The sequence below is a fragment of the Spiroplasma endosymbiont of Amphimallon solstitiale genome (assembly GCF_964030965.1).
Taxonomy (GTDB): Bacteria; Bacillota_I; Bacilli_A; order Mycoplasmatales; family VBWQ01; genus Spiroplasma_E.
The window spans coordinates 1,166,026-1,185,119 of the sequence record NZ_OZ034999.1 but is presented as its reverse complement, the minus strand read 5'-3'; the positions used below and the strand labels follow the sequence as shown (position 1 = coordinate 1,185,119).

At 23.7% G+C, this 19,094-nt stretch carries 15 protein-coding genes and 3 pseudogenes; 8 read left to right on the top strand and 10 right to left on the bottom strand.

What is annotated here, in order from left to right; genetic code table 4:
* From AAHH39_RS07355 to AAHH39_RS07330, 6 genes are read left to right on the top strand one after another with little or no spacing between them, the layout of a single operon-like run.
* The gene (locus tag AAHH39_RS07355) at positions 1-489 is read left to right on the top strand and encodes a hypothetical protein (RefSeq protein ID WP_342217577.1); all 489 of its coding nucleotides are present in this window, start codon (positions 1-3) and stop codon (positions 487-489) included.
* 1 nt (position 490) lies between these two features.
* Positions 491-706, top strand: a complete 216-nt coding sequence (locus AAHH39_RS07350; RefSeq protein ID WP_342217576.1) for a hypothetical protein — start codon at positions 491-493, stop codon at positions 704-706.
* Positions 707-708: 2 nt separating this feature from the next.
* On the top strand, positions 709-1,899 hold the full coding sequence (locus AAHH39_RS07345) for a hypothetical protein (protein WP_342217575.1): 1,191 nt from the start codon (positions 709-711) through the stop codon (positions 1,897-1,899).
* Between the two features lie 5 nt (positions 1,900-1,904).
* Positions 1,905-2,687 carry a hypothetical protein gene (locus AAHH39_RS07340; RefSeq protein ID WP_342217574.1) on the top strand — a complete coding sequence of 261 codons (783 nt, stop codon included), beginning with the start codon at positions 1,905-1,907 and terminating at the stop codon, positions 2,685-2,687.
* Positions 2,653-4,431, top strand: coding sequence for a hypothetical protein (locus AAHH39_RS07335; protein ID WP_342217573.1), 1,779 nt, complete (start codon positions 2,653-2,655; stop codon positions 4,429-4,431). The genes AAHH39_RS07340 and AAHH39_RS07335 overlap by 35 nt, the downstream gene beginning before the upstream one ends.
* Positions 4,432-4,441: 10 nt before the next feature.
* Positions 4,442-4,564 (top strand): hypothetical protein, encoded by a 123-nt coding sequence (locus AAHH39_RS07330; RefSeq protein WP_342217572.1) that lies wholly within the window; start codon positions 4,442-4,444, stop codon positions 4,562-4,564.
* 202 nt (positions 4,565-4,766) lie between these two features.
* Here the strand turns inward: AAHH39_RS07330 and AAHH39_RS07325 are convergent, their stop codons facing one another.
* Complete coding sequence (locus AAHH39_RS07325; RefSeq protein WP_342219338.1) at positions 4,767-6,005, bottom strand: IS256 family transposase; 1,239 nt, start codon at positions 6,003-6,005, stop codon at positions 4,767-4,769.
* Between the two features lie 82 nt (positions 6,006-6,087).
* A complete protein-coding gene (locus AAHH39_RS07320; RefSeq protein ID WP_342217571.1) occupies positions 6,088-6,552 on the bottom strand; it encodes a hypothetical protein in 465 nt (154 codons plus the stop codon).
* A 243-nt stretch (positions 6,553-6,795) separates the two neighbouring features.
* On the opposite strand from AAHH39_RS07320, the pseudogene AAHH39_RS07315 reads away from it, so the two are divergent.
* Together AAHH39_RS07315 and AAHH39_RS13395 are read left to right on the top strand one after the other, a co-directional pair.
* Positions 6,796-7,461, top strand: a pseudogene (locus AAHH39_RS07315) (IS30 family transposase); the annotation flags it as partial.
* Between the two features lie 171 nt (positions 7,462-7,632).
* A pseudogene (locus AAHH39_RS13395) lies at positions 7,633-7,911 on the top strand (IS30 family transposase); the annotation flags it as partial.
* A 191-nt stretch (positions 7,912-8,102) separates the two neighbouring features.
* On the opposite strand, the gene alaS reads toward AAHH39_RS13395, so the two are convergent.
* From alaS to AAHH39_RS07270, 8 genes and pseudogenes are all read right to left on the bottom strand, one after another.
* Entirely contained in the window at positions 8,103-10,829 is a 2,727-nt protein-coding gene (gene alaS / locus AAHH39_RS07310; RefSeq protein WP_342217569.1) for an alanine--tRNA ligase, read from the bottom strand.
* A gap of 331 nt (positions 10,830-11,160) precedes the next feature.
* Entirely contained in the window at positions 11,161-12,105 is a 945-nt protein-coding gene (locus tag AAHH39_RS07305; protein WP_342217458.1) for an IS30 family transposase, read from the bottom strand.
* Between the two features lie 206 nt (positions 12,106-12,311).
* Positions 12,312-12,671 carry a 30S ribosome-binding factor RbfA gene (gene rbfA / locus AAHH39_RS07300; RefSeq protein ID WP_252320089.1) on the bottom strand — a complete coding sequence of 120 codons (360 nt, stop codon included), beginning with the start codon at positions 12,669-12,671 and terminating at the stop codon, positions 12,312-12,314.
* Between the two features lies 1 nt (position 12,672).
* Complete coding sequence (infB, locus tag AAHH39_RS07295) at positions 12,673-14,502, bottom strand: translation initiation factor IF-2 (protein WP_342217568.1); 1,830 nt, start codon at positions 14,500-14,502, stop codon at positions 12,673-12,675.
* A gap of 27 nt (positions 14,503-14,529) precedes the next feature.
* Positions 14,530-14,820, bottom strand: a complete 291-nt coding sequence (rnpM, locus tag AAHH39_RS07290) for an RNase P modulator RnpM (RefSeq protein WP_342217567.1) — start codon at positions 14,818-14,820, stop codon at positions 14,530-14,532.
* 18 nt (positions 14,821-14,838) lie between these two features.
* Complete coding sequence (gene nusA, locus AAHH39_RS07285) at positions 14,839-16,014, bottom strand: transcription termination factor NusA (RefSeq protein ID WP_342217566.1); 1,176 nt, start codon at positions 16,012-16,014, stop codon at positions 14,839-14,841.
* Positions 16,015-17,076: 1,062 nt separating this feature from the next.
* A pseudogene (locus tag AAHH39_RS13390) lies at positions 17,077-18,020 on the bottom strand (IS30 family transposase).
* Between the two features lie 73 nt (positions 18,021-18,093).
* Positions 18,094-18,750: a hypothetical protein gene (locus tag AAHH39_RS07270; protein ID WP_342217563.1), complete on the bottom strand. Its 657-nt coding sequence runs from the start codon at positions 18,748-18,750 to the stop codon at positions 18,094-18,096.
* Positions 18,751-19,094: the final 344 nt, after the last annotated feature.

The following is a 19,094-nucleotide window of genomic DNA, read 5'->3' as shown; positions in this document are numbered from 1 at the left end:
ATGTTAAATGAAAATGAAATGAAAGAAGGTAATACTATGGAAGAAAAAGAAAAAGATGAACAAGAAGAAACTAAGGAAGAAGAAGTAAAATCAGAAGAAAATACTGAAAAAGAATCTGAATCTGAAGAGAAAAAAGAACCAGAAACTGAAGAAACTAAAGAACCAACTTTAGAAGAAAAATATAAAGAATTAGAAGAAAAATATAATGCTTTATATAAAGAAAAAACTGATAAAGATAGAGAAATTAGACATTCAGAAAGTTATAAAAAATATGATTTATCACAAGAAAATATTAATTTATTAAAAAGATATCTTGGTGATAAAGAAGATATTGATGAAGAATTATCAAATTTAAATAAAGATTTTCCACATTTATTTAATAAAAATAAAGATACAAATATTAGTAATTCTTTAGATATAAAAGATAAATTTAAAGAAAATAAAGAAGATGAAGTAGATACTAGAAAAATAGGAATGGTAGATGGTTAATATGACATTAAAAGAATTTAATAAAAAATATGAAAATATTAAAAGAGATTATCCTGATATTTTTAAAATTACTAGAAGTACTAAAATAGTATTACCAGAAGACTATAATATTGAAAAACTTATTATTGAATATAAAGCAAGTAATATTGATTTAGAAAAACTAATTAATTTTCAAAAACAACTAATAAATGATTGAAAACAAATTAAAGGAGAATAAAAATGGCAATTATTACAACACAATCAACAACAATTAATGACCCTAGTACACCTAGTGGTAAAGCAGATTTATCAGTAAAATATATTAAAAATTTAAAAGTTTTATTATCAAAAAGAGTTGCATTAATTAATGCTACAATAGAAAATAGAGAACAATTAGATGCTGGTACTGCTATTTATAATATTACAAAAAGAAATCTTACAGATGATTATAATGCTGGTGCTGGTGCTAATGATTTAACAGCAACAAGAGTTGAACAAATTTTACTAGATAAAAAGAAACAAATTACTTTTGAAGAAGAAACATTAGATTTAAAAAGATTAGGTGCAAAATATGAAGATGGTAATGTTCTTGTATCAGATAGTTTAGCATCAAGTTGAATTGATGCTAAAGCAAAATCAGTTGAAACATATTTAGTAGCAAAATTATTATCATTAGCAGTTAAAACAGCAAAAGATAACGACATTATTAAAATTGCATTACCAAGTACACCAAAAATTGATGATTATCGTATGCTTTTGTGATTAAAAATATCAAATACATTAGCAACATTAAAAGCAAGAATTAGTGATGAATATATTGGTACAGATGAAGAAGATTATACATTATGAGTATCTAGTTTCTTTAAACCATTAGTATTATTATCAACAACTACATTAGGTAGTGATAGTGCTTCACAAGCATTAAAAGATGGTAAAATCGTAGAAATTGGTGGTATTAAAATTGTAGAATGTCCTTGATTAGGTAGAAATTATCCTGCTGGAGTTATTGATAAAAAAGAAGGATTTAATTTTTTAGGATGTGATGCTGTATTAGTTCATAAAGAAGCATTAGCATTTCCTTTTAATCGTGGTCAAGATAATATTTTTGTTTTACAAACTAATGGGAATGTTAAGAATTTTCATAAGTTTTTAGTTTCAGAAGGTAAAGCATTAAGACCCGATTTAGTTAAAGGATTTACAGTTACTTCAAGTATTGATATTGCTACAGCAATTGAATTTACTAATTTAGGAAAAATAACTATGGCTGGTGATACTCCAACAGCAGATGAAGTAGAAAAAGCAGTTATTGCTAAAAATCCTAATTATGTTAAAGGTAATGCTAATTTTTCAGATTTAACAGCAACAAGTGCTAATGTTGAAGGTAAAACTTTATATGATGGTTCTTTACAAGTAACTTTTACAAAGAAGTAATTTAAATGCCTATTATATTATTGTTAAGAATGATATTAGAGACTGCTGTTACTGATATACAAACTGCTGAATTAATAGAAAAATTTAAAAAAAGTAATTCATTATTTAATAGTTTTTTAAAAAATCCAGCAGGAATATTAAAAACTAGAATTTTTTCTAAAACTTTAGGAAAAGGAAAGTTACAAGATGAATTAAATAGTTTTAATAAAAATCTTCAAACACTTACTAATTTACCAGTAATTCATAAAAAAATCATGACACATATTACTAATAATAATATTGCTAAATTACAACATATTCAAAAACAATATTTAAATGGTAAGTCATTAATGGATAAAGGTAAAGAAATAATAATGAATTCTTTAACACAAGAAGATTATGACAGTATGATTGGAGTTTATGTAAATCTTTCTAGTAGTGCATTAGCAGGTGGTATATGAACTCCAGTAATACAACAACAGTCTAGTACTTATGGTATTGCTACATTAACATATAGAACTAATTTAAGTAAATCATATGATTACTTTATGATATCAAAAGAAATGTGAATTGATATGTGTAAAGCAACTGGTGCTTACGGTACCGGTGCTAATTCAGTACTTATAAGACAGTATTATCATGGCGGATTAGATAAAGAAGATAAAGAATACTTAGCACGTAGAAATTCTAAAAATATAGGTAAAAAAGTAATTCAACAAAAGAAATATAAATCAGTTATTGGTGTAGTTAATAAATCACAAGCAGTACATGGATATGAAAGGTTTAAAAATTATGGAAAACAAAAATAATATTGATTGAAATGTAAATTTAAATTATATTACAAAAGATGATTTAAAAACTATATATGGTTTTATACCAGATGCTGACCAAACTACTACTGATAATACTAAAACTGATTTTACTATTATGGCAATTGCTATTGCAAGTGAGCGTATAAATACTATTACTGGTAATCAAATTGAAGTAATAGGATTTAAAAATCTTAATGAAACTCAACAACAATTAGTTAAAAGAGCAACAGCAAGAATGACTATATATTATTTAACTGATGGAATGGCATTTATAAGAAGTAGTGTATCTATTAGTGGTAATGGTTTATCAAGTAGTATTAGTCCCCCAAGTGAACCAGATTATGTATTAATGGAAGTATATAATTTATTACAACAAGCAAATTTACATACACCAAGAAAAGCAATTAATAATCCTATTTCATGTAATACAGATAATTTTAATACTCCTAGTATTTTTGATGAAAGTGATACAAGAGTAATTACTTGAGATTCTGGTAATAAAACATTTTTACGAAAAGAAGGAATTATTGCTGGTACTGGTATTACTATTCAAGATGTTAGTGATACTATACCTAAATTAAAATTAAATGTTGATAGTAATATTGATTCATTATGAGAAGTTGATAAAGATAATCTTAATTTTGTTAAATTAAAAGATAATAAAGGTATTATTGCTAATAGTAAAAGAATAATTGATGTTGGTACACCTACTTTTGAAACTGATGGTACAAATAAAGAATATGTTGATAATTTAATAGAACAAAAGCAAGATAAATTAATTGCTGGTGAAAATATTAAGATTGATGAAAAAACTAATACTATTAGTGCTAATGGTGAATCATTATGAGAAATAGACCCAAATAGTTCAAATATTATTCAACCTAAAGAAAAAAGATTAATTACTGCTAATAATAAAAGAATTGTTAATATAGGTGAACCAGAACAAGATAAAGATGCAACTACAAAAAAATATGTTGATGATAAAGTAAATACTAAACAAGATAAAGAAATATGAAAAGTAATAAGTAAAAGTAAAAATAATCGTGAATGAGATACGTTTGAAATTAATTTTAATACTGTATATAGAGTAATTATAACATTAGATGAATTACCAGTAAATCAAGCAAATATAAAGCATAAAGTAGAATTTAAAACTGGTAATTATTTAGGTGGAGATTATTTACTTGCAAAATTTAAAATTAAAGATGAAGATGTAATATTAACTTTAACTGTTAGAGAAAGTAGTTTTAATTGTAGTTTATATTTAAAAGGTGGAGATATTAATTATGGTGCTATTCTTTCATTAGAAGAATTACAAAATACAATTAAAGTTGATGTTACACCAAAAATAAAAATTAATTCAAAAAGTTTAGAAACAAATGAAGTTGAAGAAAATTGTTGAGATATTGAATTACCAAATAATCCAACACCAAGTCCAAATAATCAACAATGAAAAGATGTAGGAACAAGAGAAAAAAATAAATGAGATAATTGACAAATTACTTATGATTTTATAGTTAATAAACATTATAGAGTTTATTATTCTTGAAGTATATATAATCCAGTTTATACTATTCAAGAATTTATTATAACGGATAACAAAATTGCTGGTGTACCAATACAAACCTTTAATGATAGTGTTAATATAGTAATTTTATCAGTTCAACATGCAAAATTAATTACTATTTATAGTGGAAAAGGTAATTTAAAAGGTAATATATGAAAATTAGAAGAATTGTAGGAATAAAATTATGATTTTTAAAATTATAAAGATTATTTTAGGTTTAATTGGAGTTATATTATCTTCTGCTGTTGCTGGTTTAATTATTTTTGTTATTGTAAAAATTGTATTTAAAATTAATCAAATATTTTAGAAAGGTGGTGATTAATATAATGGATACAAGTTTAATTATAATTATTGCTAATGCTTGTATTAGTGGTGGTTATGTATTAGTAAAATTAGGAAGTGCTTTAATTTCTTTTGGAAAATCATTAAAAGACCCTAATAAAAAAGCACTTAAAAAACAAAATAAAAGAGGCTTTTTAGAAATCTGTGTATCTTTGTTTTACAAAGTACTAGTTCAGATTAATTCTGTCTTCAAATTTTATCATAAAATGAGCAATTGCTGTATTTCAATTTTGAATAGGCAATGTTCATTTTTTTGTTATATTTTCAATTGCTAAATAAAATATTTTAAAAACTGACATATCATTAGGAAAAGCTTTTTTGTTTCTAATAACTTTTCGTAATTGACTATTAACAGATTCAATAGCATTTGTTGTATAAATTACTCGTTTGATTTCTGCAGGATAACTAATAAAAATCATCAAATTTTCTCAATTTTTATATCAAGATTTAGCAATTTGGGGATATTGTTTATTTCATTTACTTTCAAATGATTCTAAAGCTTGCATTGCTTGTTCTTCACTACATGCACTATAAATTGGTTTTAAATCTGTAACTAGAGTTTTTCGATGTTTGTATGAAACATATTTTAAACTATTTCGAATTTGATGAACAATGCATAATTGATGTTCTGTTTTAGGATAAATTGCTTGTATTGCTTCTGACATGCCTGTTAAATTATCACTACAAGCAATCAAAATATCATTTAAGCCTCGATTTTTCATTTCTGTGAAATTAGCTAATCAAAATTTAGCACCTTCATTTTCACTAATTCATAAGCCTAAAACATCTTTTTTACCTTCTAAATCAACTCCTAATGCTATATAAACTGATTTATTAATAATCCGTTTATCTTGTCGAACTTTAACTACTATACAATCAAAATAAACAATCGGATAAACGCTTTCTAATGGTCGATTTTGTCATGTTTTGACATCATCAATAACATCATCAGTAATTTGACTAATAACACTTTCACTAATATCAGCACCATGATATAACTCTTGTAACTGCATTCTAATGTCAGATAGAGTCATACCTTTTGCATATAGTGAAAGCACTTGTTGATCAAAACCATCAAATCTTCGCTGTCTTTTTGCAACTATTACAGGAGTAAAATCACTATTGCGATCTCTTGGTACATCAATCTCAATTTTACCTTGTTGAGTTATTAATTTTTTTGAACTTGTACCATTACGAGCATTTTCAGTATTACTATGTTGATTTTTTTCATATCCTAAATAATTTTGCATTTCAGAATTCAACATTTTTTCAACTAAACGTTTTGTTAATTCTTTATATAAACCCCCTTCTTTAAAAACTGTTGTTAAATCTTCAGTATTTTCTAATAATAAATCTACTGCTTTTGATATTGGATCATTATTATTAATATTTTGTTTTTTAGCCATCTGTAACTCACTCTTTCTAGTCATTTAATTATATTTACTAGAATTAATTAAACATAGTTATTTTTGTAAGTTACACAGATTACTAAACATTGCCAAATTTTTGTTCAAATTGATTATTTTCATCTAAATTTGATAATTCTAAAATCACTCTACCGTTTTTCAAACGAATAGTTTTCTGTCATTTTAAATCATTAGAAATATCAATAACATTTTCATGAATCATTATACTAGAATATACTACACCAGGTTCAAATCTCGTACGATATTTTCAACGTCCATTAATATCTAATCTTTTTTGTGTTATTCCACCATAACGACTATTAGTATCATTTATTCACTCTTCTTCATCGCTTGTTGAAAATTGATCTTGACTTTCTGTTCTTGTGTAATTAATATTGTCTTCATTTCTAACTTCTAAATTTTCTTGATGATATCCATTAACATGTTCTTGACTTGTTGAAGGTTGATCTTGACTTTTGATTGCATTGTAATTATTGTTATTTTTATTTAATAAAGGTGTTTGTTCTGAATTCTTTTTTGTTTTCATTTTTCCCCCTTTTAATTATAAAAGTCCTGCTTTACTTTTAATAAGTAAAATAGGACTACTTAAATATACATTTCAATTGAATGGTATTCTCTTTTAATACTTATAAATAAAAATTATAATTAATGAACTAGATTGTTACTAAATTATTTTTTTTATAACCTGAATTGTAAAATTAAAAAGGACACTTATATAAAAATTAAATTGTGTTAATTCTATAATTAAGAAAAGAAAGGAATTAGCACAATGTATAAGTATCTGACTATTGAATCAATAATAGCAATAAAAGAATATAAAAGTTATGGATTTTCGATTCGTAAAATAGCAAAAGCCATTGATTATAGTAAATCAACTGTACATAGAGTTTGTAGATTATTAAATCAAAACTTATTACCATTAGAAATATTGAATAAAATTCAAAAAAATAAACAAAATGCAGGTAGAAAATTAATAATTTTAACTTTAATAGAAATTAATACTATTAATCATTTGTTAATTACTAAAAATTATGCTCTTGATATAATTGCTAATTTTTTAAAGGAAAATAAAATAAAAAGTATTTCAACAAAAACTTTATATAACATGTTTAAAACAAATCGAATGGGTTTTGATGAAAATAACTTATTGAGAAAAGGAAAAAATAAACCTCACAAACAAAAAGAAACTAGGGGCAGAATTAATAATTGTAAGTCTATTCATGAAAGAAATTTAATCATTCCTAATATTAAAAATATAGAAGAATTTGGTCATTTAGAAGGTGATACTATCATTGGTAAAGATCATAAAAGTTCTATTATTACTTTAGCTGATATATGATCAAAAACCACAATTCCTTTAGCAACTAAAAATAATAAATCAGAAAATATTACAAAAAGTATAATAAAATTTATTTCAAAGTTACAAAAAGGAACAGTTAAAACCTTTAATTTTGTAGAAAAGTAATGATACATGATAAAGTGTTATTTTTAGAGAATTTTTACACTAAATAATGTTACTTTTAACAAATTTTTAATTAAAAATAATATTTTAAGTGTAAATTGATGAATAATTTTTGGTCATCCATACTTTTCTACATAATTAAAAGTTAAAACTATTACTTTTGATCGTGGTAAAGAATTTAGTAAATGAAAATTAATCGAAAAAAATTGTAATGTTAAGATTTATTTTGCAGATCCTGGTAAACCTTGTCAAAGAGGTTTAAATGAAAATAATAATGGTATTTTAAGAAGATATTTACCAAAATCTACAGATCTATCTTCATATAAACAAAAAGATTTAAATACTATAGCATTTCAAATTAATTCTACACCCAGAAAATCACTATCTTATAAAAGACCAATAGATTTAATACAATTATTTTAAAAAACTGTCCCATTTATATTTACAATTCAGGTAATAAAAGAATGTAAATAAAAATTAGAAATTTTAAAAACTTTTAATAGTAACTAATACTAACTATGATATATAATTTTTATGATTTAACTTTACCATATTTAACTAAAAAAAATAGAAAAATAATAATATAAGTAGTAATTAATAAATTAATATTAAATCTAACGTATAATTTTATTAATTTCTTGCTCTGTAATATATTTATTAATCTTCCCTTGTGCTAAAATTGGGCTACCGCCACCCTTACCATTATATATTTTTAATATTTTTTGTAAAATATTATTACTTTGATATTGTTTATTATTATGTAATTCTTTACTTGAAGCAACTAATACTAAATATTCTTGATTATTAATTTTATTAATAAAAATAATAATAATATTTTGATATTGATTACGATAATGTTCAATTATTTCTCTTAATGTTTTAATATCTAAATTTTCAAAATTTGCAATTAATAGTTTATAATTATTTTCATTTTTTGGCACTAAAGTTAAATATTTTTTCACTATCTTCTGACGATTTAATTCTTCAAAATTAATTTGTCATTTTTTAAATAAACCATGTAATTCTAGTAATAACATTTTTCCCTTTCTTCAATCAGCAGCTACCACTTTTAAATTATTAATAGCATCATATATTTTTTCAATTTCTTCTTCTTGCATACAATTATCTTTATTTTTTTGATATTGAATAAATAAATTATTGCTTTGTTCTTTAATCATCATTATTTGTTGTGTTAAGTATTCATTAATAGTTTTTAATGATGTTAAAGCATGAATTCGATAAGAACCAGATCCTTTTGATTCAACATTAGTTATTAATAATTGTTCTACTTCTTGTGAATTATAACAATGAGTACCCCCACAAAGTTCAATTGAAAAATCACCAAACTTAATTACTCGAACTTTTTCTTCATATTTTTCACCAAAAAAAGCTAAAGCTCCAATTTTGATTGCTTCTTCATATGTACAATAAATAATTTCACAAGGATATTTACCTTTAATTCATTTACTTACTTGTTGTTCTATACTTATAATTTGTTCTAAAGTTAACATTTCATAATGACTAAAATCTAATCGTAAATATTGATAATTATTAAAACTTCCAGATTGCATAACATGTAAACCTAATAATTTTCTTAAAGCAGCATGTAATAAATGAGTTCCTGAATGATTTTTTCTTGTATAAAAACGATGTGAACTATTAATTTGTGCTTCAACAATTTCTGTTTGTGTTAATTCACCTTTTACTTCCACTTTATGAATATGCTGTTTTTGTGGTCCTTGTTGTACATCAATAACAGAGGCCGTTCCATTTTCTCCTTTGATAATACCATCATCAGATGCTTGCCCCCCCTTTTCTGCATAAAAAGGCGTTTCATTTAAAATTAAATAACCTTTTTCATTTTTTAAAAATTTTACCTCATGCTCTGATTTAAACATAAAAACAATATTTGTATTTATTTGTTCTTTATCATAACCAACAAAGGTTGAAGGAACTTTTAAATTAGTTAGTAATGAAGATTGAATTGTTAATGCTTGATGATTAATTCTTACTTTTCTTGTATTATCTTTACTGTTATCTAATAACTTTTGAAAACCTTTTAAATCAACAGTAGCATTTTCTTCATTTGCAATCTCTAATGTTAATTCAATAGGATAACCATAGGTATCAAATAATTTAAAAGCCGCAGTTGCATCTACTTTTTTATTATCTCTAATAACTTGTAATAATAATTGTTTTCCTGTTATCAATGTTGTTCAAAATTTTAATTCTTCGCTTTTAATAATATTAGTTACTAAATCGATTTTTTTATGTAATTCTTGATAATGTTGACCCATAACTTTGATAATAATTGAAACTAACTTAAACAAAAATGGTTCATTAATATTAAGTTTTTGTCCATATACAACAGCTCTTCTAATCAATCTTCGTAATACATAACCACGATCTTTATTACTAGGAAAAACACCATCACTAATTGCAAAAACTAAGCAACGAATATGATCAGCAATAATTTTAAATGCAGTATTAATAGTTTTTTGCTTAATCTCTTGTGTAAAATAATTATTAATATCATAACAAAAATTTGTCAATTTTTCACATTCATGAATAATATTTTGAAATAAATCAGTATCAAAGTTAGTTGGCACATCTTGTAAAATTGCTACTAGTCTTTCTAATCCTGCACCAGTATCAATATTTTTTCTTGGTAAATCAGTATAATTATTTTTGCCATCATTATTAAATTGTGAAAAAACAATATTTCAAATTTCAATATAACGATCATTTTCAATATCATCTTTTAATAATTTAATACCAATATTTTCAGGATCATATTTAATACCACGATCATAATAAATTTCAGTATTAGGACCACAAGGACCTTGACCCATATCTCAAAAGTTAGTAGATCTTGTACCTTTAATAATACGTTTTTTTGGTAATTTAATAATATTTAATCATAAATTATATGTTTCTTTATCTTCATTAAAAACTGTTACATATAATAAATTAGCATCTAAATTTAATCACTTTTTACTAGTTAAAAGTTCTCATCCTCAAACAATAGCTTCTTTTTTAAAATAATCACCAATTGAAAAATTACCTAACATTTCAAAAAAAGTTTGATGTCTTGCTGTAATACCAATATTTTCAATATCATTAGTTCTAATTGCTTTTTGTGAATTTGCTAATCTTTTAGCAATTGGGGTTTGTCGTCCATCAAAATATGGTTTTAATGTAGCAACTCCAGAATTAATCCACAATAGTGAAGGATCATCATTTGGAACAAGTGATGCACTTTCTAAAATGTGATGATCATAACTTTTAAAAAAATTTAATCAAGTTGTTCTAACTTTATCTGTTGTTCATTTTATTGACATAATAATTTCTCCTCAAAATAATAAAAATTCCTATCAAAATATGAACGTTTTTTAACGCGGTACCATCCTAATTCACTTACAAAGTAAATGCGCTTAATTAATGATTAAAATTGTTAAATTAGGAGCTTCTAATTAATAATGGTTAAGTGCTTACACTATTCACTCTCGCTGAAAACTAATTATTATTAATTATACTTATCTAATTTAGATTAATATAAATATTAATTTCAATTTTAATATTAAACATAAATATTAGTTATTACAAGCAAAAAGATAAAATTATGAAATATTTTTATAAATCCTGAATTGTAAATATAAATGGGACAGTTTTTTAAAATAATTGTATTAAATCTATTGGTCTTTTATAAGATAGTGATTTTCTGGGTGTAGAATTAATTTGAAATGCTATAGTATTTAAATCTTTTTGTTTATATGAAGATAGATCTGTAGATTTTGGTAAATATCTTCTTAAAATACCATTATTATTTTCATTTAAACCTCTTTGACAAGGTTTACCAGGATCTGCAAAATAAATCTTAACATTACAATTTTTTTCGATTAATTTTCATTTACTAAATTCTTTACCACGATCAAAAGTAATAGTTTTAACTGTTCCTTTTTGTAACTTTGAAATAAATTTTATTATACTTTTTGTAATATTTTCTGATTTATTATTTTTAGTTGCTAAAGGAATTGTGGTTTTTGATCATATATCAGCTAAAGTAATAATAGAACTTTTATGATCTTTACCAATGATAGTATCACCTTCTAAATGACCAAATTCTTCTATATTTTTAATATTAGGAATGATTAAATTTCTTTCATGAATAGACTTACAATTATTAATTCTGCCCCTAGTTTCTTTTTGTTTGTGAGGTTTATTTTTTCCTTTTCTCAATAAGTTATTTTCATCAAAACCCATTCGATTTGTTTTAAACATGTTATATAAAGTTTTTGTTGAAATACTTTTTATTTTATTTTCCTTTAAAAAATTAGCAATTATATCAAGAGCATAATTTTTAGTAATTAACAAATGATTAATAGTATTAATTTCTATTAAAGTTAAAATTATTAATTTTCTACCTGCATTTTGTTTATTTTTTTGAATTTTATTCAATATTTCTAATGGCAATAAGTTTTGATTTAATAATCTACAAACTCTATGTACAGTTGATTTACTATAATCAATGGCTTTTGCTATTTTACGAATCGAAAATCCATAACTTTTATATTCTTTTATTGCTATTATTGATTCAATAGTCAGATACTTATACATTGTGCTAATTCCTTTCTTTTCTTAATTATAGAATTAACACAATTTAATTTTTATATAAGTGTCCTTTTTAATTTTACAATTCAGGAATTATTTTAAAAAACTGTCCCATTTATATTTACAATTCAGGTAATTATTAAATAATTATTATAAAAAAATTTTAAATTTAAAAAATTAAAATGAGATTATAAATCTCATTTTAATTCTTTTTATTCATTTGAAGAATTATTATTTTTGATATTTTTTAATATTTCTTCAATGTTTTTAACTCTAGTGTTGGTATTATCATATTTAAAGCGTAATTCTGGAACTTTATATTTATTACTTGTTTTAGCAAGTGCGCTTCGACAAAAACCTTTTGCTTTTTCTAAAGCATTACTAATGGTTTTAATATCTAAATTATCTAAGTAAACTGTTCAATAAATGGTAGCATAACTGTTATCTTTTGTTATTTTTACATTAGTAATAGTGATATCTTTGAAAAGAATATTTTTTGATTCTTTTTTTAATATATTAGTAATTTCTTTTTTTAAGAAACTTTCTTGTTGTTCAAATTTAATGATAGACATCCTATTTTGTCTCCACTTCTTCTACTAAATATGATTCAATAATATCATTTTCTTTTAAGTCATTAAAATTTTTAATAGTAATACCGCATTGAGTTTCTTTTTTAGCAATTTTTAAATCATTTTTTTCATGTTTTAAACCACTGATTTCACCGTTATAAATAACAACATCATCACGAATGATATGAACTTTGCTATTACGTTGAATGAAACCATTAATGACAACACAACCAGCAATTGTTCCTACTTTTGAAAAATGAAAAGTTTTAATAACTCGTGCTTGACCAAGAATTTTATCTTCATAAGTTGGTTCTAATAAACCTTTAGCAGCCAATTCTAATTCTTCAGTTATTTTATAAATGATATTATGTAATCTAATTTCAACACCGGCATTGTTAGCAGCTTCACGAATAACATGATTGGGACGAACATTGAAACCATAAATAATACTTCCTGAAGTTTGAGCAAGTTTAATATCTGATTCACTAATACCACCAATAGTTGCTCTAATAAACTTAACAGTAATATCATTAACATTAATTTTATTTACTGCTTGAACGATTGCTTGCACTGAACCTTGAGTATCTGCTCGTAAAATAACATTAATTTGTTTTAATTCACCTGTAGCAACATCTTGTGTTAAATTACCTAAACTAATTTGTCGATTATTTCTAATTTTATTTGTTTCTTCTGTTTGTCGTACTAGTGCTACTTTTCTTGCTAATTTATCATCATTAAAAACAATAAAAGATTCACCAGGAGTAGGGGCTGTTTCAAATCCTAAAACTTGAACAGGCATTGAAGGTCCAGCTTTAGTAATTATTTTACCAGTATCATTAATAAGGCGTTTAATTTTTCCTTTAACACTACCCGCAACTACAATATCAGTAACTTTTAGTGTTCCACCTTGTATTAATAAAGTACAAATTGAACCAACATTTTTATCATGATGAGATTCGATAACAGTTCCATTAGCAAATCGATTTGGATTAGCATTTAGTTCTTTTAATTCAGCAATTACTAATATTGCTTCTAATAATTCATCAATTCCTTGATTTTTTAAAGCACTACCATAAACAAAAATAGTATCGCCACCTCATTCTTCACTAGTTAAATCACAATTAGCTAGTTCATTCATAATGCGATCAGTATTAACATTTGGTTTATCCATTTTATTAACAAAAACAATAATTGAAACACCAGCTACTTTTGCATGGTCAATTGCTTCACGAGTTTGTGGCATCACACCATCATCACCAGCAACTACTAGAACAACAATATCAGTAATTTTAGAACCACGTGAACGCATTTCAGTAAATGCTTCATGACCTGGGGTATCAATAAAAGTAATTAATTTATTATTAGTTTTAATTTGATAAGCACCAATATGTTGAGTAATACCACCGTGTTCTTGATTAGTAACTTTAGAATTACGGATAGTATCTAATAGTGTTGTTTTTCCATGATCAACATGGCCCATAATTGTAACAACAGGTGGTCGAGTTACTAAATTTTTTTTATCATCTTCGAGATTAATATTTTCTAATAAGTTTTCATATGTTACCACTTTAGCTTTTTCAAAATCAATATTTCATTCCAAACAAAGTTCAAGCATTAATTCTTGAGTTAATATTTGATTTTGATTAAATAGTTTGCCTTGTTTCATGAAGTATTTAATAATGTCAGTTACTGGATGATGCAATGCTTTAGCAAATTCTGAAATAGTTAATGGTTCGTTATATAAAAATACTCCTTTTTCATTAATTTGAGATGTTTTTTGTTTTAGTTGTTGATTAATATTTTGTGTTTGTTGATATATTCGTTTTTTTGCCATTTGCATCCCGCCTTTCGCTTGGGAAAATTAATCTCAATTTTTTTTAATTTCATTAATTAATTGTTCATAAAATTTATTTGGAATTTTTGTTTTTAATGCTCGTTCTAATGCCTTATTTTTAATAAGCAAAGGTATTAATTCAAGTTTAGGTTGGATGTAGGCACCTCGACCATTTTGTTTGCCAGTTTTATCAATGAATAATTGTCCTTCTTTATTAATAACAATTCTAATTAATTCACGTTTAGGTAAAATAGTATTTGTAACTATACATTTACGCATTGGTATTTTTTTACGTTGAATTAAAGGTATTTTATTCATAACGACCTACTTTATTGTTTATTGATTTTTATTTTTTCATTGTGTTTTTTTTAATAATTCAGATATAAACTTTTCATATTCACTTTCTTTAATATTACCATTTCAAGTAAATTTAATATTATTTTCATTTGCTTGTTCTAATGAAGTAATATTAATATTTCAGTGAGTTACACCGGCAACTAATTTAGCAGCCATACCATTTTTACCAATAGCTAATGATAATTGTTCATTAGGAACAATAATATTTGCTTGTTTTTCTTCTTCATTAATATCAATTGAAATAACTTTAGCTGGTGTTAAAGCGTTAATTATATATTCTTTTATATTAGGATTTCAGGCAATAATGTCAATTTTTTCGCTACTTAATTCTTGCGTAATTAGTTTTGTTCTTTCGCCTTTTGGGCCAATACATGCACCAATACCATCAATGCTTGGATCATGACTAACAATTGCAACCTTAGCTCTAATTCCAGGAATACGAGCAATATCTTTAACTTCGATTACACCTTGTGCGATTTCAGGAACTTCTAATTCTAGTAAACAACGTAAAAAATTAACGTGAGTTCTTGATGCTAAAATTTGACCATAGTTTTTATTTTTAATAATATCTTCAACATAAAATTTGATATAAGTATTATTAGCGATTGGTTTATTTTTTGGTAAGATCTCACTAGGGATTTGATTTTGTTTTGGTAAGAAAGCATAGGCTCTACCAATTTTAATTAACATATAAGTTTCTTCAACGCTTTCAATAGTACCAATTAATATGTGATCTTTTTTATCAATAAATTCATCATAAATTGATGTTTTTTCTGCTTCACGAATTGATTGTTTCACTACTTGAATAGCTTTAAAAATTGATAAACGAGAGAATTGATCACTAGGAATTATTTGCGTATATGTATCACCAATTGTTAAGCCGGGATTCTTTGTTTTAATAGTTGAAAGTGCAATTTCTAATTCAGGATCTTCAACTTTTGGAACAACAATTAAATCCTTTAAAATTTTAATAGTACCTTTATTTTGATCAATTTCAATTCTGATATTTGTACTATCATCACGATGACTTTGATATTCATATGCTTTTTTTAGTCCTTCTTTTAAAGCTTCAATGATATCTTCTTTTGCTATTTGTTTTTCTTCAGCAATTTCATTTATGGCATTTAAAATGATTTGACTAATTTCTTTGTCCACTTTTTCTCCTCCTTGTTTTTTATAAACATTGTTGTTTATTATTTAATAGTATTTGAAATAGATTTATTTCAAAATGAAAATATACTTAAATAAAAAAATAAAATATATTACACTAGAAATAATAAAGACAGCTGGTAGCTGCCTTGCTATAATTCTAATTCATTGTTCATTATACAATATTATTAATTTGAAAACAATAGAAATTTATTAAATGATAGAGTTTTATTATCGTAGATTATATTGTAGAAATATCTTTCATTATATTAATGGTAATTTTCAAGTTTTAAATTGATTAAATATAATTATTTATATAGTAGTAATTGTTTTTGTTCTATTATCATTGAAAGATATAACATTCATTTTAAAGTTTCTATTTTTTAAAATCAATGGGAACTAAATTGCTTTTCAATACTAATTTGTTCTTATATTGATATTAATCTCCTATATATTCTGCTTATCAAAGATTATAGATTTTTTTAAAATATTTTCAAACATTAGTAAAAATGTTAAGATTTATTTATTAAATTTTATTAAATAATAAAAATTTGGAGTAAATATTATGAGTAAAAATAAGAAAAAGAATGAAAATATTGGTATTGTAGTTTTTATTTGTTTAATAATTATTATCACTATTATATTTTTGATTAAGTCATTATTTAAAGGTTTAGAAAAATGAATTGTTAATAATGTTTGAATAACTATAATTATTATATTTTCTATAATTACTGTTTCAATTTTAACTACTATTATATTGGCAAATAAATATTTAAAATATAAAAAAAATATTTTAATTTAGAAAAAAGTAAAGAAATAGAATATTCTTTTAATTATGTAGAAAAGTATGGATGACCAAAAATTATTCATCAATTTACACTTAAAATATTATTTTTAATTAAAAATTTGTTAAAAGTAACATTATTTAGTGTAAAAATTCTCTAAAAATAACACTTTATCATGTATCATTACTTTTCTACAAAATTAAAGGAATATTCTTATCAAATAATAGAATTAGAAAATCGAATTAAAAATTACCTGAATTGTAAATATAAATGGGACAGTTTTTTAAAATAATTGTATTAAATCTATTGGTCTTTTATAAGATAGTGATTTTCTGGGTGTAGAATTAATTTGAAATGCTATAGTATTTAAATCTTTTTGTTTATATGAAGATAGATCTGTAGATTTTGGTAAATATCTTCTTAAAATACCATTATTATTTTCATTTAAACCTCTTTGACAAGGTTTACCAGGATCTGCAAAATAAATCTTAACATTACAATTTTTTTCGATTAATTTTCATTTACTAAATTCTTTACCACGATCAAAAGTAATAGTTTTAACTGTTCCTTTTTGTAACTTTGAAATAAATTTTATTATACTTTTTGTAATATTTTCTGATTTATTATTTTTAGTTGCTAAAGGAATTGGGTTTTTGATCATATATCAGCTAAAGTAATAATAGAACTTTTATGATCTTTACCAATGATAGTATCACCCTCTAAATGACCAAATTCTTCTATATTTTTAATATTAGGAATGATTAAATTTCTTTCATGAATAGACTTACAATTATTAATTCTGCCCCTAGTTTCTTTTTGTTTGTGAGGTTTATTTTTTCCTTTTCTCAATAAGTTATTTTCATCAAAACCCATTCGATTTGTTTTAAACATGTTATATAAAGTTTTTGTTGAAATACTTTTTATTTTATTTTCCTTTAAAAAATTAGCAATTATATCAAGAGCATAATTTTTAGTAATTAACAAATGATTAATAGTATTAATTTCTATTAAAGTTAAAATTATTAATTTTCTACCTGCATTTTGTTTATTTTTTTGAATTTTATTCAATATTTCTAATGGTAATAAGTTTTGATTTAATAATCTACAAACTCTATGTACAGTTGATTTACTATAATCAATGGCTTTTGCTATTTTACGAATCGAAAATCCATAACTTTTATATTCTTTTATTGCTATTATTGATTCAATAGTCAGATACTTATACATTGTGCTAATTCCTTTCTTTTCTTAATTATAGAATTAACACAATTTAATTTTTATATAAGTGTCCTTTTTAATTTTACAATTCAGGATTAATAATATTAAATGTTCAATTATCTGTAGCATCATTATGATTTCCAGAATTATTATCATAATAATTAACATTTGATTCAAATTGTGGATTATTTTCATTAATATCTTTTAATTCACTTAAATTAATTTTTATAGGTGTAAACCAATTTTTTGAATTTGTTACTGTTTCATAAATTGCGTTCATATTAAAATTAAAATTAAATGTCATACTTTCATAATCTTCTTGAAATTTATCAAAACTGTCATAACCATAATCTTTAAATGAAAATAATATTGCTCTACCATAACCATTTAATTCTTCATTTACATAAGGTCTCATTTGATAAGGATAATTTGGTATTATATCACGTGAACCTTGAATGTTATTTGTAATCCCATATTGACTTTGATTACTTAAATCAATAAATATAGGATGCGCTCTTTCTATTAATTGGGGTGGTTGAATTGCTTGTGGATAATTAAATGGTTGGTCAAATTTAAAAGTATTATTTGCCAAAATAAATGTATTTTGTATTAATCTACTATTATTACTTGCTTTACCAACTGTTTGATACGTTCTTGCTCAAATACTAAAATTATCATGAGCGCATTGCAAACTTGGATACGATTTAATAAAAATATAAATGAGAGATAAAACTCTCATTTTTTAATTGTTAAATAAAAAACTTTAAAACTCTCGTAGATAGTCTAATTGTGAATACTAAATGTAAATATTACTATATGAGTATAAAAGAGTAATTTATTTATTTTTATTGAATTGTTATTGTATAAAATTGAAATTAAATTTGTATAGAAATGCAATAACCATAAACCCTGTTCTTTAATTATTAATAAATTATTACACATAAAGGGGGTTATATATTACATACATAAATTATCAATATTATCATAACATAAATAAATTAATTATTAAATATAATTTTTATTTATGTATATGTGCTTCACTTATAAAAAGTGAAAGCACAATATATTACGTATACGTATTAA